This is a genomic window from Sphingobacterium paramultivorum (assembly GCF_014109745.1).
GTDB lineage: Bacteria > Bacteroidota > Bacteroidia > Sphingobacteriales > Sphingobacteriaceae > Sphingobacterium > Sphingobacterium paramultivorum.
Genome location: NZ_CP058555.1, coordinates 2315575 through 2335386 on the forward strand (window position 1 = coordinate 2315575; position 19812 = coordinate 2335386).

19 protein-coding genes are annotated in these 19812 nt (G+C 40.8%); 3 read left to right on the top strand and 16 right to left on the bottom strand.

Annotated elements, in window-relative coordinates; genetic code table 11:
- Window positions 1–2 precede the first annotated feature (2 nt).
- The gene (locus tag HS960_RS10085; protein ID WP_153845596.1) at window positions 3–1049 is read left to right on the top strand and encodes an efflux RND transporter periplasmic adaptor subunit; all 1047 of its coding nucleotides are present in this window, start codon (window positions 3–5) and stop codon (window positions 1047–1049) included.
- A gap of 11 nt (window positions 1050–1060) precedes the next feature.
- Window positions 1061–4120 carry an efflux RND transporter permease subunit gene (locus tag HS960_RS10090; protein ID WP_182332496.1) on the top strand — a complete coding sequence of 1020 codons (3060 nt, stop codon included), beginning with the start codon at window positions 1061–1063 and terminating at the stop codon, window positions 4118–4120.
- A gap of 250 nt (window positions 4121–4370) precedes the next feature.
- Here the strand turns inward: HS960_RS10090 and HS960_RS10095 are convergent, their stop codons facing one another.
- The 11 genes from HS960_RS10095 to HS960_RS10140 form a co-directional block, all read right to left on the bottom strand.
- On the bottom strand, window positions 4371–4892 hold the full coding sequence (locus HS960_RS10095; protein ID WP_153845594.1) for a DsbA family protein: 522 nt from the start codon (window positions 4890–4892) through the stop codon (window positions 4371–4373).
- Window positions 4893–4894: 2 nt separating this feature from the next.
- Window positions 4895–5356: a redoxin domain-containing protein gene (locus HS960_RS10100; RefSeq protein ID WP_153845593.1), complete on the bottom strand. Its 462-nt coding sequence runs from the start codon at window positions 5354–5356 to the stop codon at window positions 4895–4897.
- A 96-nt stretch (window positions 5357–5452) separates the two neighbouring features.
- Entirely contained in the window at window positions 5453–6499 is a 1047-nt protein-coding gene (locus tag HS960_RS10105) for a cupin domain-containing protein (protein ID WP_182332498.1), read from the bottom strand.
- Window positions 6500–6728: 229 nt separating this feature from the next.
- Complete coding sequence (locus HS960_RS10110; protein ID WP_159732305.1) at window positions 6729–7550, bottom strand: alpha/beta fold hydrolase; 822 nt, start codon at window positions 7548–7550, stop codon at window positions 6729–6731.
- A 180-nt stretch (window positions 7551–7730) separates the two neighbouring features.
- Window positions 7731–9923: an ATP-binding protein gene (locus HS960_RS10115; protein WP_182332499.1), complete on the bottom strand. Its 2193-nt coding sequence runs from the start codon at window positions 9921–9923 to the stop codon at window positions 7731–7733.
- Between the two features lie 76 nt (window positions 9924–9999).
- Window positions 10000–10695, bottom strand: a complete 696-nt coding sequence (locus tag HS960_RS10120) for a LytR/AlgR family response regulator transcription factor (protein ID WP_182331728.1) — start codon at window positions 10693–10695, stop codon at window positions 10000–10002.
- A gap of 71 nt (window positions 10696–10766) precedes the next feature.
- Window positions 10767–11240 (bottom strand): Dps family protein, encoded by a 474-nt coding sequence (locus HS960_RS10125; protein ID WP_182332501.1) that lies wholly within the window; start codon window positions 11238–11240, stop codon window positions 10767–10769.
- 45 nt (window positions 11241–11285) lie between these two features.
- Window positions 11286–11381 carry a hypothetical protein gene (locus HS960_RS27150; RefSeq protein ID WP_227550139.1) on the bottom strand — a complete coding sequence of 32 codons (96 nt, stop codon included), beginning with the start codon at window positions 11379–11381 and terminating at the stop codon, window positions 11286–11288.
- The gene (locus HS960_RS10130; RefSeq protein WP_228280347.1) at window positions 11356–11625 is read right to left on the bottom strand and encodes an alcohol dehydrogenase catalytic domain-containing protein; all 270 of its coding nucleotides are present in this window, start codon (window positions 11623–11625) and stop codon (window positions 11356–11358) included. The genes HS960_RS27150 and HS960_RS10130 overlap by 26 nt, the downstream gene beginning before the upstream one ends.
- Before the next feature lie 93 nt (window positions 11626–11718).
- The gene (locus tag HS960_RS10135) at window positions 11719–12186 is read right to left on the bottom strand and encodes a lipocalin-like domain-containing protein (RefSeq protein ID WP_159732296.1); all 468 of its coding nucleotides are present in this window, start codon (window positions 12184–12186) and stop codon (window positions 11719–11721) included.
- A 50-nt stretch (window positions 12187–12236) separates the two neighbouring features.
- Window positions 12237–12794: a hypothetical protein gene (locus HS960_RS10140; RefSeq protein ID WP_153845587.1), complete on the bottom strand. Its 558-nt coding sequence runs from the start codon at window positions 12792–12794 to the stop codon at window positions 12237–12239.
- Between the two features lie 324 nt (window positions 12795–13118).
- Here HS960_RS10140 and HS960_RS10145 point away from each other — a divergent pair, with 324 nt between their 5' ends.
- A complete protein-coding gene (locus HS960_RS10145) occupies window positions 13119–14261 on the top strand; it encodes a TlpA family protein disulfide reductase (RefSeq protein WP_182332503.1) in 1143 nt (380 codons plus the stop codon).
- A gap of 333 nt (window positions 14262–14594) precedes the next feature.
- Here the strand turns inward: HS960_RS10145 and HS960_RS10150 are convergent, their stop codons facing one another.
- The 5 genes from HS960_RS10150 to HS960_RS10170 all read right to left on the bottom strand — a co-directional run bounded on the left by HS960_RS10150 (window position 14595) and on the right by HS960_RS10170 (window position 19766).
- Window positions 14595–15647, bottom strand: a complete 1053-nt coding sequence (locus HS960_RS10150) for a DUF5694 domain-containing protein (RefSeq protein WP_182332505.1) — start codon at window positions 15645–15647, stop codon at window positions 14595–14597.
- A gap of 302 nt (window positions 15648–15949) precedes the next feature.
- The gene (locus tag HS960_RS10155) at window positions 15950–17101 is read right to left on the bottom strand and encodes an FAD-dependent oxidoreductase (protein ID WP_182332507.1); all 1152 of its coding nucleotides are present in this window, start codon (window positions 17099–17101) and stop codon (window positions 15950–15952) included.
- A gap of 35 nt (window positions 17102–17136) precedes the next feature.
- The gene (locus HS960_RS10160; RefSeq protein WP_182332509.1) at window positions 17137–17892 is read right to left on the bottom strand and encodes a helix-turn-helix domain-containing protein; all 756 of its coding nucleotides are present in this window, start codon (window positions 17890–17892) and stop codon (window positions 17137–17139) included.
- Between the two features lie 132 nt (window positions 17893–18024).
- Window positions 18025–18393 carry a nuclear transport factor 2 family protein gene (locus HS960_RS10165; protein ID WP_182332511.1) on the bottom strand — a complete coding sequence of 123 codons (369 nt, stop codon included), beginning with the start codon at window positions 18391–18393 and terminating at the stop codon, window positions 18025–18027.
- A gap of 179 nt (window positions 18394–18572) precedes the next feature.
- Complete coding sequence (locus HS960_RS10170; protein WP_182332513.1) at window positions 18573–19766, bottom strand: MFS transporter; 1194 nt, start codon at window positions 19764–19766, stop codon at window positions 18573–18575.
- Window positions 19767–19812 lie beyond the last annotated feature (46 nt).

Consider the following 19812-nt stretch of genomic DNA (forward strand, 5'->3'; position numbering starts at 1 on the left):
AAATGAAAAAATTTCAATTCATACTTCTTATTTCGGGCCTATTTATTCTATCCTGCAATGAGGAACCAAAACGTAAAAGTTCACTTAGTGAACCCGATATTATATCAGTCAAAATATCCCCTATCTCATCATTGAATACTTCCGGTACCATACAGGTGACTGGCTTAGTGAGTACAGAAGATGAGACCAATTATTCATTCAAGATAGGCGGAGTTATCAGCAGTATTCTAATGAATGAAGGACAATTTTTCAGAAAGGGACAACTTTTAGCGACCCTTAATACAACGGAGATCGCAGCCGGCGTTGCCCAATCCGTATTGGGCGTAGAAAAGGCTCAACGCGATTATGCCCGAGCGGCCAGTCTGTACAAGGATAGCGTCTTCACCCTTGAGCAATTACAAAACACAAAAACAGCTCTTGATATAGCAAAGAAATCTAAGGAAGCCGTTGCGTTTAATGAACGGTACGCAAAGATCTATGCTTCTTCAGATGGTTTTGTAGCTAAAAAGATTGCCAGTGAAGGTGAAGTTGTTGGTGGTGGTATGCCAGTGCTTTTAACCAATTCGGTTAAACAAAATACAAGCTATATATTAAAAGTTGGCGTAACGGACCTTGAATGGGCAGAAGTAAAAATAGGACAGCTTGCAAAAGTTAAACTGGATGGTTATCCTGATCGAGTTTTTCAAGCAAGTGTTTTAAGAAAGCTACAGTCTGCTGACCAACAAATCGGTTCTTTTCAGGTTGAACTAAAATTAAATCTAAAGGGTGTAATCCCAGCTGTTGGTATGTTCGGTAAGGCAGAAATTGCCACAGACCAACAGCAAACATCCATTGTTATCCCTTACAGTTCACTTGTCGAAGCCGATGGAAAAAAAGCCTTTGTATTTACGGCTATCAGCAACAACAAAGTTAAAAAAATACCGGTCAATATTGAAAAGTTTGACAATGATAAAGTTTATCTAACAGGACAGCTTGAGGGAGCCAATAATATTGTCGTTTCAAACAGTGCCTATCTGAACGAACAGTCCATCATTAAAATAATCAAGTAATCCTACATCCGATGAAAATAACAAATTTCGCTGTAAAGAATTATCAGTTTACGCTGATCATATTCGTTCTTTTCGCAGTTGTTGGGCTGTTGACACTGTTCACTATGCCGCGATCGGAAGATCCGACAACACATTCGCCACAATACATCATTACTGCGATATATCCGGGTACCAGTCCCAAAGATATGGAAGAACAGGTCGTAAAACCCATTGAAAATAAGATCTACGGACTCGATAACATTGAAAAAATCCTGACTTCGGTTGAAGATGGAGTCGCTGTAATCCAGCCAAAATTTAAGTATGGTGTTGATGTTGACAATAAATATCAGGAAATTTCCACGGAGATCAATGCACTTAAAAATAGTGAACTTCCCAAGGATATCCATCTCCTCAAGACCGAAAAAGTCGCTTCTTCCGATGTCAAAATTATCCAGGTAGCCTTGGTTTCCAATATAGCATCTGCCAAATTGCTGCGCGATCAGGCGGATATACTCAAAACCCGTCTGGAAAAGATAACCGACCTTAAGGAAGTCAAATATGCCGGAATTCCTGAACAGGAAATCCGGATTGACATTCAGCTGGATAAGCTGGCACAGCTAAAAATACCACTGGGTATGGTAATAGGAAGTCTCCAGAGTGAAGCGGCTGATATTCCGGGTGGAAGCATCAACCTCGACAGTAAAGTGTTCAATGTAAAGACAAGCGGTAAGTTCAAAAATGTGGATGATGTTGCCAGCACGGTTATATACAACGCCAATGGCAAAATTGTTTACCTACGGGATGTGGCTGAGGTCAGTTATAAAGACGGAATAGTAAATCACATTACCCGACTCAATGGACATCGCTGTATCCTAGTGACAGCAGCAATGAAGGACAATGTCAATATCAGCAAGGTAAAAGAAGAATACACGCCTGTATTGGACGCGTTCAACAAAGACCTTCCGGAAAACATCAAAATGGTCAAAAATTTTGATCAGGCGGACATGGTATCCAAACGATTGGGACATTTGGGTTTTGATTTTGGTCTTGCGATCCTATTGGTTGTTATCACCCTGCTCCCACTTGGGTTCCGTGCCTCATTGATCGTTATGATTTCCATTCCATTATCACTTGCACTGGGCTTGATCGCGATGAATCTGATGGGCTACTCGCTTAACCAGCTGAGTATCGTAGGACTTGTTGTGGCTTTGGGATTATTGGTTGATGACAGTATCGTTGTAGTAGAGAATATTGAACGATGGCTCAGGGAAGGTCATTCAAAAACAGATGCTATCTTAAAAGGAACCAAGCAGATTGGCATTGCTGTAGTTGGCTGTACGGCTACGCTGGTCATCGCCTTTCTTCCCCTTGCTTTCCTTCCCGATATTGCTGGTGAGTTTATCCGTAGCTTACCAATTGCGGTCATTACAAGTGTGCTTGCCTCAATGCTCGTAGCGCTTACCTTAGTCCCGTTTTTGGGTAGTAGGATGCTAAAAACGCATACACATGGTGCTGGAAACTTTTTCCTTCAAAAATTGCAGCAGTTTTTAAGTTTCTCTTATCGCAGGATGATGCCTTTAGCACTATCCTGGCCCAAGGTCACCGTAGGAATCTCACTAATTTTGAGTGTAGTTGCCTTTCTGCTATTTCCATTGGCAGGGTTCAAACTTTTTCCGACATCTGAAAAACCGATGTTCCTGATCAACATCAAATTACCTTTACAGGCCGATATTCCTGAAAGCGACCGAGTGACGAAACTTGTTGAAAAAGAATTAAAGCAGCATAAAGAAATTGTATATTTCACTTCCAATGTAGGGAAAGGTAATCCGCAGATCTATTACAATGTACATCAGCAGGATATCAAACCGGATTTCGCGCAGATATTCGTTCAGATGGAAAAAGAAGCCAACCCAAAGTCCAAACAGGAGCTGATAAAATCATTACGCAAAAAGTTTGCTGATTTTCCGCTCGCCAGAATTGAGGTGAAGGATTTTGAACAGGGAACTCCTATTGAAGCAAACATTGTTGTGCGTATATTCGGGGAAAATCAGAATATCCTAAGAGCGCTCTCTTTTAAAGCCGAAGAAATTTTACGGAAACATCCGGGAACATTCTTTGTAAACAATGAGCTCAATGCCTACAAATCCGATGTAAAAGTAACCGTTAGCAAAGAAAAGGCAAGGACCTTGGGCGTGCTGACCAGTGATGTTGACAAGGTGATCCGCATGGCGGTTGCAGGACTTAATGTGGGTGATTACATTGATAACAGAGGTGATTCACGTAATGTAGTAATCACACTTCCGCGTGAAAAGTTCGCTAACCTTGGTGCCCTAAAGGGACTTTATGTAAACAATCTCCAGGGAACACCGGTCCAAATTGACCAGATTGCCACTATTGGTTTCGAGACCTCTCCGACCGCCATAAATCATTTTAACAAATCGAGATTTGCCAAAGTCACTTCGCTTACCAAAGACGGCGTATATGCCAATGACATTCTAAAGGATATTGTTCCCCAGCTCGATAAAATGAAATTACCTCCGGGCTATTATTATAAATTGTCAGGTGAAGCAGAATCAGAAGGTGATGCATTGGGTGGAAATTTTCTTTCAGTGATCTTGCTCAGCGGTTTCCTATTTGTTGGTGTACTCCTACTGCAATTCAAGACATTCAAAGGAATTATTATCGTGTTATCGATTATACCGCTCGGGATACTTGGAGGTGTCGTTTTCTTGTTGTTGACAGGTAATCCCATGTCTTTGGTATCCATTATCGGTTTTATAGGACTTTCAGGAATTCAGGTAAAAAATTCACTTTTGTTGGTGGACTTTACAAACCAGCTTCGTTTAGAAGGACATAGTATTGATGACGCGGTGAATTTGGCTGGCGAAACACGTTTTCTACCGGTTGTTCTGACTTCGATAACCGCAATCTGTGGATTGCTTCCTATTGCGCTGAATCCTAACCCGCTTATCGCTCCGCTAGCAATAGTGCTGATTGGAGGACTGATCAGCTCAACTATTCTTTCAAGAATTGTTACACCAGTGATGTATAAATTAATTCCTCCACAGTTGGAAATGGAGGAAAAGGATTAACATTGATCGAGTCGATCTAAGGATTATAGATCCATTAAACGGCTACCAATAGGTAGCCGTTTAATGGATCTAAACAGATTAAAATAATATAGAACAAACTTATGGCCCATAATTGCGGATCATTATTTTTAGCGTATTGTTTACTGTAATCTCAGATGGAATGAACTTCTGGAATCATCTTATGGTATCTGCGATGATAGCATCCAGAATGCTTTTATTCATTGCTCAGGAATTTCAAGAGTCCTTTTACTTAGATTTCCCCTGTTGACCTAGTAAAAAGCTCAAAAAGGTCCTCAGCCGCGCCATTAAATTTTTTGCCATTCACATAAAACGATGGTGTCCCATTGACCCCACTAATCACTCCGCCCTGAAAATCGGCATCAATTTTATTCACCAGCTCCTCTTTTTGTATATCGGACTTAAACTTTTCCATATCTAATCCTATTTTTTCTGCTATTTTAAAAAGATACTGGTCGTCAAGCTTCCGCTGATTTTCGTAAATGGCATCGTGCATCTCCCAAAACTTATCCTGCAAAAAAGCAGCTTCTGCAGCGATCGCGGCCGGAAGCGCATATTCATGCATTTCTGAAAGCGGGAAGTTTCTAAATACAAATTTCACCTCTCCGCTAAATTTTTTCAAGAGCTTCTTTAGCACCGGATAAGCGGCTCCACAGTAAGGACATTGATAGTCACCATACTCTACGATAACTAAATCGGCATCTAGATTGCCTTGGGCGTGGTCAGTTATACTGACAGGTATTTTTAATGACATAACTATTTTATTTTAAGATTTTCAAGAGCTTCCAATATTCCATCTGCACCGGGATTTACCGCCGTCGGTGATTTGTAGCACCATTGGATGATACCTTCTTTATCGATTACAAAAAGAGCGCGGTTGCACTGACCTTCATGCTCATTATAGACATCGTATTTTTTTGCTACCTCACCCTTTGGCTCAAAGTCTGCAAGTAGCGGAAAGTGTAGGTTACGCGACTGCGAAAAAGCCAGATGGCACCATTTGCTGTCCACGGAAATTCCGAACAATTCTGCGTCATACTTTTTAAAGTACTTGAGCATTTCATTATACAGTGCCATCTGATCACTGCAGACTGGACTCCAATCGGCAGGATAGAATGCTAAAATCACGTTACGGCCCTTAAATTCGGATAATGTAACTTTCTGGTCTGGTGTTGCAAATAATGTAAAATTTGGTGCAACAGTATTTTGTTCTAACATAATTTTATTGTTTAATAATTGATATAGGCAATATGGATGCAGATGCAAGTAGAAAGAACGCTCGTAGAAAAACTTTCTTTTCAGGCAGCATAAGTTTTATTTTTCAGGTTGAATAAAAATCTTCTTAGATGGAAATTTTTCAATTTCACCATCTGCTAAGCCAAAGTTTGTCACCACGACATCTTTAGGGTTGCCTGAAAGCCATTCGCTCAGATCAATAGACTCATATTTCCCGTTGTTAAATCCGATAAGAACACGGCATACCGTATCACCTGTATTTTTAATGTAGTGTCCAGCTCCCATGGGTACATAGCCTACGTCACCTGCATTGAACTGTTCGGTGACTACAGTACCCTCGGCAAGAAAAACAGACATCTCCGCCTGGCCCGAAATATAATACTGCCACTCGTCGGCATTCGGATGCCAGTGCATTTCCCGAAGTGCCCCAGGCTGCAATTCAAGAATAGAACCGGCCATGGTCGTACTGATCGGAAATTCCTTACTTGTAACCAATCGCTGAAGACCACCCCCGGGAATGATTCTAGGCTGCTGGGCGTGAAGCGGATAACGATGTAAATTGGTAAGTTCTATGTCAGATTCTTCTGGTCTTGCAGCAGCATTAAACGACAATTCATCCGGGACAATACCTGCGGCGAAATAGGCTTCTTTTTTCGGCAGCGCAGCAACTTCTTCCAATGTCAACCCCAAATTCTGTGCGACAATTTCTGGAGGCATACTGGCGACGAAGTCAGTTACGCTAAACGTGTGGTCTTCGGAAAAATTACCGTTGTCGAATATCAGGATAAAGTGACACTCTTCAGTTCCTGTTGCCTGAATCGAATGTCCATAGCCTTTCGGAAAATACCACACATCACCCGATTCAAAATTGTCGATATAGCTATGACCGTCCGGATGAATAATGGTCGTACGAACGGTTCCTGAAATGACGTAGGCCCATTCAGCAGCATTTGCATGCCAATGGAGCTCTCGCATACTGCCCGGCTGTAATCGCATCGATACACCCGCAATTCCGATCGAAGCCGGGAAGTCGGTTACAGAAGCACCTCTGGTGGTACCACCATCATTTGTGCGTGGTTCTTTTTTTTCTAATTCATACTTGAAGCTTAATGATGTCGTTTTCATAATATTCTTTTTAACGATTGATATTCCTGTTTGTTACTAAAGTAAATTTACCGAAGAAAGGACTTCATTAATACCGACATTCGGTGAACAGGCAGATATGATCGTTGAACCAGCGCTATAGCAAGAGATTTTTAAAAGCTTATTATATTGAGTGGGAAATTCTTAATTGCTCCTTAACAAAAAAAGTGAGCTATGCAGCTCACTTTTTATATTTTTTGGTAAGGAAGTTTTAAGATTCAATAAAGGCTAAAATATCCTTATTGATCGTAGCAGCCTCTGTTGTAGGCATACCGTGCGGAAAGCCCGGGTAAGTAATCAAGGTTCCGTTCTTTAAGAGTTTAGCAGATTTAACGCCGGCATTTTCATAAGGAACAATCTGATCATCCTCACCGTGCAGCACCAGGACAGGAATATCAACTGCTTTCAAATCTTCTGTGAAATCTGTTTCAGAAAAAGCTTTGATACCCTCATAATGGGCAACAATTCCCCCCATCATACCCTGTCTCCACCAGTTTCTCCGAATTCCTTCCTTAATATCGGCTCCCGCTCTGTTATAACCGTAAAAAGGAAGTGTTAGATCGATATAAAATTGTTGTCTATTGTTCAAAGTCTGATCCCTGATATTATCGAATACCTCCATTGGCACACCATCGGGGTTACTTTCATTTTGTACCATGATCGGAGGAACAGCACTGATAAGTACAGCTTTCTTTGCTCTTCCATCAGCATATTTGTTCACGTAACGAATTACCTCACCTCCGCCTGTTGAGTGACCGATATGAATGACATCTTTGAGATCAAGAAATTCAACAAGTTCGGCAGCATCAGCAGCGTACTGCTCAATGGTGTGTCCATAAATATCCTGACTCGATCTGCCATGGCCCCTCCGATCATGAGTGACTACGCGATACCCTCTCTGTAGGAAGAAAATCACCTGTGCATCCCAGTCATCAGAAGATAATGGCCAGCCGTGGTGAAACATCAATACTGGACCCTGTCCTTGATCTTTGTAAAAAATTTCTGTTCCGTCTTTTAGTTTTAAAGTGCTCATAGCTATTTGGTTTAACTGTTAATATGTATTTTCTTTTTGCTACTATAAAACTACACGAACAATTAGCCAATTTCAAAAATCATTCGACGAATGGGCAAAATGAGTCGTTAAACAGACAACAAAAAAGATCATCAAGCATGACCTGATGATCTTTTCAATTACGTATTGTTCATGTAGAACTTAGTTCGTATAGCTTGCTAATAAACGTTGAGCTTCTTCGACGGCTGTGGTAAGGATCTGTACGACTTCGGTTAAAACACCTTCCGATAAGGTGTTCTGTTCGGTTGTCAGTTCAAGTATTCCCAGCTTATCATCAAGCACAGGAAGCAATCCCATAATGGCTACGCTGGTTTTAAAATCATGTGCCCTTAATTTAAATCTGGAGAAATCCTGACTTGCGTAAGCGGCCTTTAGCTCCTGAAGCTGGCCTGGAACTTTGTCGATAAACTGGCGGGTGACTGTCCGCTCGAAAGCGCTGTCTCCCCTACTTACCGAATGCATGTAAGCAAGGTCCAAATAGTTAAACTTCCCCTTATCCGCACTGTCTTCAAACTGCACTTTAGGCTGGAATCCGATGCCAAAATGTGAAATAAGCTTAAAGAGCTCTTCTTCATTGATGGGTTTGGAAATATATTCGTTCATTCCTCTGCTAAGGCATTTTTCTCGTTCACCTGCCAAAGCATGCGCAGTCATGGCAATGATCGGAATATCCAATTGCAACACTTCCCTGATGTGCTGCGTTGCAGCATAACCATCCATCTGGGGCATCTGTAAATCCATCAACACAAGGTCGGCGTGATTATTTTTTAGATACTCAACGGCCTCCTGTCCATTGGAAACAATGTCAAAATCTACATTCCATTGCCCCAGCATATGCTTCATCAGACTTTGGTTCATCGTATTATCATCAACGACTAAAATATGAAGTGGTAAATTTGAATAATCTTTGAAATAATCGGTATCGACCACCGAAGCGGCTAACAATTGCTCCTGTGCTATCCCATAAGGGATAAAAAAATTAAAAGTCGTCCCTCTTCCCTGCTCACTCTGAACCTCGATATCACCATGTTGCAGTAGAATCAGATTTTTTACAATAGACAATCCAAGTCCTGTTCCGCCATAATTGCGGGTAATGGAATCTTCGCCTTGATTAAAGCGTTCAAAAACTTCATTGAGTTTTTCCTTGTCAATTCCAATTCCGGTATCTGTGACGACAAATCCAACCACAACTTCCTTTTCGCTCCTGCTCTTTTGGTAAATTTCGATATGTATACTGCCCTGTTTGGTAAATTTAATGGCATTTCCAATCAAGTTTACCAAAATCTGGGTTAACCTGGTTGCATCCCCTGTCAGTGTATCGGGAATGGAGACATCGACCTTACTTGAAATCGAAAGCCCTTTTTCTTTTGCCCTTTCAGTGAAGAATGTTTCTACAGAATTTAACAACCCACTGATACTGAATGTACCGACAGTGATGCGCATCATACCAGCCTCGATTTTGGAAAGGTCCAAAATATCGTTGATGATCGTCATCAAATTCTCTCCTGATTGTTGAATGGATGATACAAACTCAGAAGAGGTCGCGTCCAGACTTCTTTTTTGCAGCAGGTTTGTAAATCCGAGAATTCCACTGAGCGGGGTTCTGATTTCGTGGCTCATATTGGCAAGAAAGTTCTCCTTGGTCTGCGCTGCAATGGAAGCTTTCTTTTCCGCAGCGTCCAGTTCCTCGATCAGCACACGTTGCCGGCGGAACTGGCGTAGGATATGGAAACCGACTACCGAACCGCTCAAAATCAATAAAACCAATAGGGAAATATCGTATAGCCGTGCTTTTCTGCCCATTTCCTCACTCTGCAAGCTGAGCTCACTCATGTGCAATTGCCTACTTCTATAGATCTTAGCTGTTATTCCCGTAATTTCGTTGGAAATGATTCGGGCTCTTGGATTGGCAATTGAGGTTTGATCATCCATGTTTCCAAGAGAATTATACCGTGCCAAAAGCTGATCACGGACTATTTTTTTGTCCATTGCAAGGACGCCCAGCCGTTGTATAAGCTTTTCTTCAACAGGATCGGAATTATCCCTGGACAAGGAATCCAGAAAGTTCTCGATCTGATTTATCTTTTTATCGATACCTTCCAGGTGGGTCGTATCGTTAGTGGCTATTGATGCTCTGATCCTACTTTCCACACCAAGGATATCGCGATCGATTTCCCGCAGATGATTGCTCGCACGCAACTCGTTCAGCAGTGTGTTATTGTTATGAATAAGTGCTTCTGTATTTCTGGCCGAATTGACCTGAACGGCAATCAGCAGTATTGTTCCCGCTATAAATGTCAGAATTATAAAGTAGCTAAACCGTTTACTGTTCATTATAGAATTACTTGTCATAAACAAAAGTTAAGAGGATTGGTTAAGTAATAGCTTAAGAAAAAAAACAGTAGGTGATTTAAAATACATTCATTCTTGTATTTAAAGCCTTGCGATACGCATCTGCTACCGGAATGAATGTACCGTTTATCACAATACCACCGTCCTGTAAAGTATCTATTTTACTGATTGATACAATAAAGGACCGATGCACCCTGATAAAATCATTCTTCGGTAAACGCTCTTCCGCAGTTTTCATCTTGCCATGAATGGCAAACATCTTTTCTTTTGTATAAAATTTTACATAATCTCCCATTGCCTCTGCGTAAAAGATATCTTCAAGCTTCAGGCGTCTTGTCACGTTAGCATCTCGGACAAACAAAAATTCATCGTTACTGATATGCACATGGTCTTTTCGGCTATCCAGGATTGCCTGGGCTTTCTCTACGGCCTGTAAAAACCGGACAGGAGAAATGGGCTTTAAAATATAATCCGCGATATTAAGCTCAAAAGCCTCGATTGCATATTCCTTTTTGGAGGAAGTGAAAATGATGATTGTATCTTTACCAGATAAACTTTTGGTAAGCTCAATACCTGTCATTTCAGGCATTTCAATATCTAGAAAGAGCAGGTCAACCTCGTTTTTCTGAATAAAATGGTAGGCCTCCATAGCGTTTGAAAATTCCTGCACGATGGTAAGATCCGGAACCTGCTTTGCCAAATGGGCCAAGGTCGTTCTTGCAATATCATTATCGTCAACAATCAGAGCTTTCATAGTAATAAGTATATATGTTATTATGACAAATATACTTATTACTTTCTTTTTTTATCGCTCACCAATAGCTCCTATCTAAAATAAGAACGGATCATCCATGCCATCTTCTCATGGCTTTCCATCAGTCCCGTAATGAAGTCGCTGGTTCCATAATCTTTATATTCCTCGGCAAAAGGTGTAATGTTTCCACGTAAAAATTCAATGATACTTTCGTGGTCTGCCAGCAGGTCTTTCATGTAGCCAAGACCATCATTTGTCCTGTCACTATACTCGGTAAGGTGAGTCAGTTCCAGGTAGCTCTTCAGGGTTGCTGGTGCATAATGCCCGATTTTTCGTAGGCGTTCTGCAACACTATCAATAAGTTCGTCCAACTGCTTGTACTGCTCCTCAAAGAAGATATGGTTTGCATGAAAATTGTCTCCGGTGACGTTCCAGTGTGCGTTTCGGGTCTTGATATAAAGTACAGTTTCATCGGCCAATAATTTTGCCAATTGTGCAGCAACAGCATCTGTGCTTGCTTCGTTTATTCCAATATTTGCTTTCATAATATGAATGTTTTTAGCGTTTTTTTTTAATTTAAATTACCAGCGTTATCTAACAAGAGTAATCTTACCGATATGTGTGCCCTTTTCTAACAGCTTATGTACCCGGGATACTTCACTAAAGGGAAATGTCTGAAAGATCACAGGTCGGAGCTTTTTTGATTCTAGAAGTGGCCAGACATGCAAATTCGGCATATCCACCACCAGCGAGCAATGCGCACACCCTATCCCCCACTTTAAAGTTTGTGACCTGCGGACCACATGCTACGATTATACCGGCTATCTCCAGACCAAGTATGTCTGCCGGTACACCCGCGGGAGCAGGATAATTGCCCTCCCGTTGAAAAATATCAGATCTATTGAGACCCGCTGCTTTTACTTCAATCAGGACTGTCTGCTATGGGTATTGGCGTTTCAAATTCTTTCAACTATAGCACCTCAGGACCACCGTAGTTTGTTATAACGACAGCTTTCATATGTTTCAACTTTTTGTTTTTAAATTTTCAGCTCTTTTCCATTTAAGTTTGTGCACAACTTCCTTCCCCTCTGCAAAAAAAGGTTTGCCACTTTCCAAAATCAGATATTCATTTTCAAAATGTATGACCCTATTCTGCGTTTGACCGGTCCAGTTTGGAAAAAGCGAAATAAACATCGTATGGCTCAATATCTGTTTTTCTTCATCCGCATAAAACGGGCCTGAATAAGCCAAATAGGTAGATACTTCCTGTATGTACTCTTCTGCATTAGCTCCTTTCCAATGTTCCTGATTAAAGTTCTCCCGTTCGGGATTCATAATCTGCGCTGACATATAGCCGTCAGGATTATATATGATCAAGCTTTTGGGTGATTTGCCCATGGGATAGGAAATATCTCCACTTTCAAGCGCGACTTCTGTCAGTTCCACCAATGTCCATGTACCGATCAATCGATTAAATAATGTCTCTTCCATTTTTAAAGAATTTTTAGAGCGGGTCTCCTGTAATTCACCCATTTTTTTAACTAGAATGGTTGATTGTACTTTCCTGTAAGCGCCTTATTTTCGATACTTTTAGCAAAGTTTGGTGTCTCCTCGTGGTTGTGCGCATCTGAAGCTGCCTGTCTTGCTGCTGCGGCGTCAGAAAGATTGATCCCATTTTCTTTGATATAGGCCAGCATCTCGGTAGTTGCAGTCGCATGGATCTCATTGGTGTATAGACAGGTAGTGTCGCCAATTTTGGTCGCCTTAAGCTCCCAAAGCACCTGAACTTTTGTACGGCCACCTTTGGTAATTGAATCCGAAATGGAAAGCATACGGCAGTAGTCAGGCTCGTGCACAACTGCTACATAATGCTGTACCATTAATGCATCTCCGATGGTTTCTACATTAAGTGACACTGGTTCTCCGTCAAATGTCGTCGAGATTGCAGCACCAATATGCTGAGTAGAGCATCTCTGGTATTCTGCGTCTGGGAGGTTCAATAACCAGTCTGCAATATTTACTTTTTCAATTGGTGCATTGATGATTGCAGTTACTGTTGAATGACTCAACGTGTTTTCGGGTGTTTGTATAATTTCCATAATATTTAATTTAAAGGTTTGTTTTGTTTCACTGATGTAAATCTATGTATTTTAATCGCCCGTAGATTTCGCTATCCATCGAATGGGCAGAAACTGTCGATAAAACCACCGATTGGATCGTTGAGCCATCTGTTGTTCTTTCATTTCTATTATTCCTCAAAAGAAAAACACCTTAAAGAATTGGATACAAATCAACAAGGTATACTTAATGCTTTCCTTACGATTGCAAATTCTTTAGAAGAATCTGGATAGATACATTAAAAAGAACACTTATTATCACTATTTTTCATATTTTTTCTTTAACTTCAATTTAAGCAAGAAATTATGACCAAGTTCCTATTCGTTCTCATTTTCACATTTTTGGCAATCAGCAATAATTATGGCCAAAACATTCGGTTAAAATTTAAAGTCTATGCAGACACCTTACCAGCATATAGTTACGTATTAATTAATAATGATGTCTTTAAAACGGAAGTTAAAAGTGGAACTGGCGAGTTTGTAATAAACAAGATTCTTGATAAAGGTCATTTCAATTTTGCGCAACTAGCCCTGTCAGACAGTGTATTCACAAACCGAGAGGATTTCTCCAGTTTTTTCCGTAGACACCAGATTTTCCCACCAAACTTCTTTTATTCTTTTATTATTGATTCCAATGATCTAACGATGGGCATAAATATAGACACACATCAATTAAAAGTATATGGAAGCGATTTGAACAAACAATTTTCTGAATTTGAAGCCACAGCAAAAACGCTCGATTTAACCAATATTCCAGCTTTAGAGGAACAGATTAGGGGTGATAACAATAGAATGACCGAATTCCTGAAAATTTTTACAAAATATTCGGCAAATAAGCTCAGCGAAGAGCATCTCACATTTCTATTGGAATACCCTAGCTTATCTTTTTACAATTCTAGTACTGTCTTCCAACATAAAGATTCGATTTATCAGCTCATTCAGCTGCTGAAGAAAGAAAACTCTCCATATTTTGACAGTGAACGGGTTTTAAAAAAATATCAGGATATGGTTACATTATATAAACCAAAAGAAAATGTACCTGTCCCCAATTTTACCATAATAAACTCGCGTGGAGAAAAAAAATATATCAGGGAACTTTACAATAGTACTGAATACCTAGTTATTGATTTTTGGGGTACATGGTGCGGCCCCTGTATAGCTCAGCACCCTGAGCTACAGCGCATCGTGAATGAGTATAAGGATAATGGAAAATTTAAATTTTTAGGCATAGCTGTTAATGACAAATTTACAACATGGAAGCAGTATTTGGAAAAACATCAATATACCTATGAAAACTACATTTTTGAGAACAGAGATTACCCCAACCTTCAAAAGGAATTGGGTATATATTCATTTCCACGCTATGTCATCGTTAATACAAAGGAAAACAGGGTTGTCCGATCCAATTTTAAAATTGATCAACTTAGTGACATATTAAATACGTTGTAACTATACTATGGTATCTGCCTGACGAACTATAGGTCAGTTGGTTTCTTGAAGTTGTGCACGTGAAGGTCTTTTATATTTTTGTGGTCTATTGATGATATTTGCTTTTATATCTTCATGCTTTTCTAAGTTTTCATTAACACAAATATCGATTGTGGTACTAAGATCTATTCCCTACAACTGATAAAATAAGACATTCTCTTTTTCCGCCACCCCACTGCGCGATGCTCGAAGGGTCTGCTCAAGAGAGTTCTTGCCGATTAAAGAGAATACAAATTAAAATGGCGCTGCTCTCGTCGATTTCCTTTTCGCTATACCAGCCTACTCTTTTCTCTACTAGTCAACTTCATTGATGTTTCTCACTTTTACAGCAGGCATCGTCTTGAAAATGTCCTGCATGTATTTTCTATGATTGGCCCCAGCTAGGACTACGACTCTTTTCGCCCCTACCACCTTAGCCCTGTTGACAACATTATGGCACATGCCCTCATTTCTCATAATCCACCAATGTATTTTTGACAACATTTCTTCTTTGGGAAATCCATTCATATTATATAGAACAGGCAAGTAAAAATCTCCCGAGGCGGAAATCTCCGCGGCCTCATCCGTGTTCAACCATTCCGTTACCCTATTTGAAGACTTTTCGATATGAGCATATTTTTCAAACCCCTTGTTAATAGCAATCAAAGCTGATTTTAACTGGTTTTTAGAGGAATCGGCCATATCTTTCCTGAACAAGACTAATTTCGCGTCAAATGCTCCCCACGATGCTTGCCAATTCAGATCATAGTCCTGGCAATCCATAGCCATCAGTTCCTCGATGCCTAGCTCCTGCATCATCGGGAAGGCGATATAGGCATACTCAGAAGTTTTTAGCCTTTTCATACTTCGTCCAGTGGTATCTACCCCAGGGCTAAGCAATTTTTCGATATAATGTTCTATTTCAGCATTAGGTTGATGCCGCAGGAAATTATAAACCTGCCAAAATTGATAATGCCCATTTGCCACATCCTGATCAAGATAATAGGCATGCGCTAAATCGGCTTTTACACGATAATCATTGGGTTGCTGATTGGATCGTTTCTTCAAGCTGTCAATAGTATGCTGCAGTAATACCTCTTTTATAGGTCGATTGCTCCTAAGTTTGTTTAGCCGGTTTATATTCGGTTGTTTGCACCAATAATCCATCAGCAACCGCTCGTCTTCGCTACTCAGGAACTCGCCAAAAAAGGCATCGGGCTTAAATTTTCTAATTTTATGATGGATGCTGGAAAAATCCTGGGTCGGATATTTACTATAATCATGGGAAACACCGATTAATAAAACCTCAATATCCTGTGCTTTTGCGTTGATCGAGATTAAGAAAAATAAATAAAAGATATACTTCATATTTTGTGCCTTCTTGTTTCGTTATTGGATGTTTCCTTATTCAGCTACACACTTGGCATTACGGTTTACAAATTAGCTTACAAGCACTTATACCATCTACAGGATTAAAAATACAAATAAATACGTATAGTTTAACCGCATCGGCCTATAATCCTTTTTTACCCGCTAACCAGTAGCCGTGTAAAAAAACATGGCCATTGGTTTTTTGGTTAGCTTCTTGCCAATCCGGGGTATTGACCATTAGTAGCTTGCTTATCCACTGGATTAATCGTGGTTTTTGCTACGAAATGGCAGAGCGATGTTTACCTCCGCTCGGTAAACATCGCTAGCAAATTATCAAGTCCGTCTTCAGCGTGCAATATTTCAGTGTTTTGCAACGTATCTTTTGTTACTGCTGCCGCCCTTGCCTGCATTTGTTTTTCGTAATTTGAAATTGCAGTCTGAATATCCGGAAAATGGTCGCATGTCAGATTCTCGGCCAATTCAAAAGCATCCTGCATCGCCTGGTTTACACCCTCACCGGCATATGGCGGCATACGATGAGCTGCATCACCAAGCATGGTCAAGTTTGATAATGTTGTCCAAGTCTGGTCTAACGGAAAGTGGTATTGTGGTCGCGGCATAAACCAAATTTCATTACTTGCAAAAAGTTCATGCCATTTTTCGCTCCAGGAGGAGAACGCGACTTTAAACCAATCAAAAACCTGTTGCTTGTTATTAAAGTCAATGCCGCTTTCCTGCACCCAATTTTCGGAAACTTTACAACCGGTATAAAACGATAAACTGCCCTCTCCTTTTGCACTTAAAATAATGGATTGTCCGTTTCCAAGCGCAAAGACTTTTCCGCCTTTTGTGATTTCCCAAAGTTTCGGCGTGTTTTTTTCGGCTTCGTAGATATTCCCTTCAACAATTGTAACGCCAGAATAAATCGGCTTAATATCGGTTAGGTAAGGGCGAATTTTTGAGTTTGCACCGTCGGCTGCAATGACAAGGTCAGCGTAAAAAGATTTTCCGTTTTTGAAATGCAGAAGCCAGCCATGATCCTGTTTTACCATTGAAATAAACTGACTGTCCCAAACAATTGTATCTTCATGCAATGCGTTTATTAAAATATCACGCAAAGGGGCACGATCAATTTCAGGGCGATCTTCCTGATCCTTATCTTGAAGCTCGTGCTCATCCATTTTGATGATGGCCTGCTCGTCCAACACCCTTAAACGTCCCGCGTCGGGTCGAAAGCTAGCTTTAAATTCGTTCATCAAATTTGCTCTTCGAAGAGCTTCCAAACCACTTTCTTCGTGCAGATCCAGTGTCGCTCCCTGCTGGCGAACTTCTTTATTGCTATCACGTTCATACACGGTTACATTTACTCCTTTTAATTGTAAGAGTTTGGCTAATGTGAGTCCGCCAGGACCACCGCCAACAATTGCAACTTTCTTGTCTTGTAATTTCATATCCAGTACAATTTAATTTTTTTGACTGAACAAAATTACGTGGGCCTGAGCGTTGAAAATTGTATAAAACGCTCATTTTGGTTCTTCAACAGTTCTTTTGGTGAAACACCAGCAAGTTTCTTGACTTCTTTAATAAAATGGGATTGATCGGCAAAGTTTTGTTGTGGAAACAATTTGCCTTCTTTGATATGCTGAAAGGAAGCACGGAAGCGGATAATATTGCAATATGCTTTTGCCGTAAGTCCGAACTGCTGATCGAAATAACGGTTGATCTGTTGCCGACTCCAAAACGATTGCGCGGCAAGTTCTTTAATTGTAATCGCCCCGTTTGATGCATAAATGAGGTCGAACAGTGTCCGTTTCCTGTTGTCAACTTCAAGCGGCAAAAGCGACTGTATTTTATTTGTCGCTTTCGCGCAGAACGAATCAAAGTTATTCAGGTCGTCGGCACTAAAGTTCCAAAAATTAGGAGGCAAGAGAGTTGCCCTGTCCACCAAGTTGGCGATGCTGGTCTGAAAAACAGATTGGACTGCAAGCGGGTTAAAACTGATGGCGTAAGTCTGTCGCAAAGGCGCAATGGTCGCCTGCCCCGGCTGAGTTTGGATACCCAAAAGCGTCACGTGGAAAGGCTCGGTTGCAGATTGCGTGAAAAATAGATCAACTCTTCCGTCTGGCAATACTACAACCTCTCTATTACAATCCGATTGGTTTTGTAAAAGCCAAAAGCTTTCAACAAAATCCGCTAACGACTTGTCAGGTTTTATTGCCTGGTATTTTAATTCATTTTCCATTGTTTTAGTCCGTTTATAAGCCATGACCTTCCCCTCAAAATTTACTACGGCACATCCGGTTAAAAGTCACACACCTCCATCAAAATTAAGGATTATTGTATAACCAAATATGAAATAGATCAAATACTAAGCCTATTCGGATGAGGGTGGCGGCGATCGCCGTTTTTCAATGACAAATGCTTTAAGCTCTGCCATTTTTCCATCTTCGAATCGCCAAATGTCGCAATAATCGAAATGATCATATTTTCCTTCCTTATTTCTCAACCTGATTTCTCCGGTCACCATAACAAAATCACCTTCCTCGATAGATTTTTCAACATTAAAAACTGGCGGTTCCTGATAGAACTCTTTCATATAAGCGCGAACTTCTTCTTTCCCATGGAGAATACGCTCCCCTACAAAAAACCATTTCGTCTCTGCAGTACAATAAGCTAAGAAGCTTTCATAATCTCCTTTTGCAATAAATTCATTGGCTGTGTGTAAAATCGTTATATTTTTCATTTTCAGCAATTTGTTTTGAATCATCAATTTTTGTCGGTCCACACGTTTTAAATGTTATAGTGGGTCAGTATGATACGCCGCTACGTTCATAAAACCACCCAGGGGAACAAGTTGTTTTAAACGATGAAATAAGATCTATTCAATGCTATGACGAACTACGGAGATCAGGATTTAAGTAACTACTTTTCTTTCCTAAAAACAAATATCGAGCAAATCGCTGCCAGTAAAAGGCACCCGCCGAATACCTGGAATGCGCTTTCCAGACCGATATTGACAATCAGGCTCAGTAAAAGGCTCCCAAGGCCATAACCCGAGAAAAGAAAGAATGCAAAAAGCCCTGTCGCCGCTCCTTTTTGTGCACTGAATGTGGTGACAATAGCAGCAAACAAAGGATGCGAGAGGTCAAATCCGAGTGAAAGTAAAGCCACTAAAACACAGGATGCTGCAAGATTTAGATTTTGGCTGAGCAGCAATACGGTAAGTGCTCCCAAAAATAAACCTAAAGGTATTATTCTCTGTCTTCCATAGTGGTCCACAAGCTTTCCGAGTAATGGACCTAGTAATAGGCCCGGAATACCATACCCCAACAAGGCTAGCCCAATCTGTAATTCGTCGAGGCCATAGTTTCTATAGAAAAAATAAGCCAGCCAGGCAAAAATACCACCATGGAACATCCCGTTAAACAAAACATAGAAATAGGTATGCCTAGCTCTTCCGCTCGACAGGATATTGCAGAAGACGAGGAAAATGTTCTCCTTAACTCCACGGACCGTCTCATTTGCTTTAAATATGTCCTTTTGATACATGACAATCAGCAGCAAAATAAGCAGCGCGATGCTCGCAACGCCAATAAAAAGCCATTGCCAACCGACTAGCGATGTGATCAAAGCGCCTGCGCTGGATCCGAAAGCTGTGCCACCTGCCATGTTACCAAAGAATATCCCAAGCGCGTGCCCCCGTTTTTCGTACGGGTACCGATCGCTGATCCAGCTAATGGTTGTGGGGGCAATACCGGCGGCACCGATGCCGGTCAGCAAACGAAGGAAAATCATCTGGTTGATTCCATGGGCGTAAGCGGTCAGTAATGTCAATACGGAAAAGATGATTAGGCACAGCGCAATTATCCGGAACCTGCCAAAGCGATCACTTAGAGGCGCATATACCAATGTAAACAATCCATAGCCGAGCAGGTAAGATGGTTCAATAAAACTCACATGCCGGGTAGTCGTACCAAACTGTTCGGATAGCAGTGGAAGCAATGGCGCGACCATGAATCCCTGAAAAAAAACAATGAAAGTTGCCAAAGAAAGAATATAAACCGGAAACATAGATACGTCTGTGGCCGTTCTGTCATTTGTAATTAATTTGTACATTTCTATTATTTGTTAAATGATACAAATTTCAAGAATGTTCGCCGCA

What these genes read in the sequence shown, in the direction of transcription:
- HS960_RS10085 (WP_153845596.1), top strand. Translation starts at nt 3, where the DNA reads ATGAAAAAATTTCAATTCATACTTCTTATTTCGGGCCTATTTATTCTA.
- HS960_RS10110 (WP_159732305.1), bottom strand. Translation starts at nt 7,550, where the DNA reads ATGAGCACTTTAAAACTAAAAGACGGAACAGAAATTTTTTACAAAGAT.
- HS960_RS10095 (WP_153845594.1), bottom strand. Translation starts at nt 4,892, where the DNA reads ATGTCATTAAAAATACCTGTCAGTATAACTGACCACGCCCAAGGCAAT.
- HS960_RS10100 (WP_153845593.1), bottom strand. Translation starts at nt 5,356, where the DNA reads ATGTTAGAACAAAATACTGTTGCACCAAATTTTACATTATTTGCAACA.
- HS960_RS10135 (WP_159732296.1), bottom strand. Translation starts at nt 12,186, where the DNA reads ATGGAAGAGACATTATTTAATCGATTGATCGGTACATGGACATTGGTG.
- HS960_RS10115 (WP_182332499.1), bottom strand. Translation starts at nt 9,923, where the DNA reads ATGAACAGTAAACGGTTTAGCTACTTTATAATTCTGACATTTATAGCG.
- HS960_RS10145 (WP_182332503.1), top strand. Translation starts at nt 13,119, where the DNA reads ATGACCAAGTTCCTATTCGTTCTCATTTTCACATTTTTGGCAATCAGC.
- HS960_RS10155 (WP_182332507.1), bottom strand. Translation starts at nt 17,101, where the DNA reads ATGAAATTACAAGACAAGAAAGTTGCAATTGTTGGCGGTGGTCCTGGC.
- HS960_RS10150 (WP_182332505.1), bottom strand. Translation starts at nt 15,647, where the DNA reads ATGAAGTATATCTTTTATTTATTTTTCTTAATCTCGATCAACGCAAAA.
- HS960_RS10160 (WP_182332509.1), bottom strand. Translation starts at nt 17,892, where the DNA reads ATGGAAAATGAATTAAAATACCAGGCAATAAAACCTGACAAGTCGTTA.
- HS960_RS10140 (WP_153845587.1), bottom strand. Translation starts at nt 12,794, where the DNA reads ATGGAAATTATACAAACACCCGAAAACACGTTGAGTCATTCAACAGTA.
- HS960_RS10165 (WP_182332511.1), bottom strand. Translation starts at nt 18,393, where the DNA reads ATGAAAAATATAACGATTTTACACACAGCCAATGAATTTATTGCAAAA.
- HS960_RS10120 (WP_182331728.1), bottom strand. Translation starts at nt 10,695, where the DNA reads ATGAAAGCTCTGATTGTTGACGATAATGATATTGCAAGAACGACCTTG.
- HS960_RS10090 (WP_182332496.1), top strand. Translation starts at nt 1,061, where the DNA reads ATGAAAATAACAAATTTCGCTGTAAAGAATTATCAGTTTACGCTGATC.
- HS960_RS10125 (WP_182332501.1), bottom strand. Translation starts at nt 11,240, where the DNA reads ATGAAAGCAAATATTGGAATAAACGAAGCAAGCACAGATGCTGTTGCT.
- HS960_RS10170 (WP_182332513.1), bottom strand. Translation starts at nt 19,766, where the DNA reads ATGTACAAATTAATTACAAATGACAGAACGGCCACAGACGTATCTATG.
- HS960_RS10105 (WP_182332498.1), bottom strand. Translation starts at nt 6,499, where the DNA reads ATGAAAACGACATCATTAAGCTTCAAGTATGAATTAGAAAAAAAAGAA.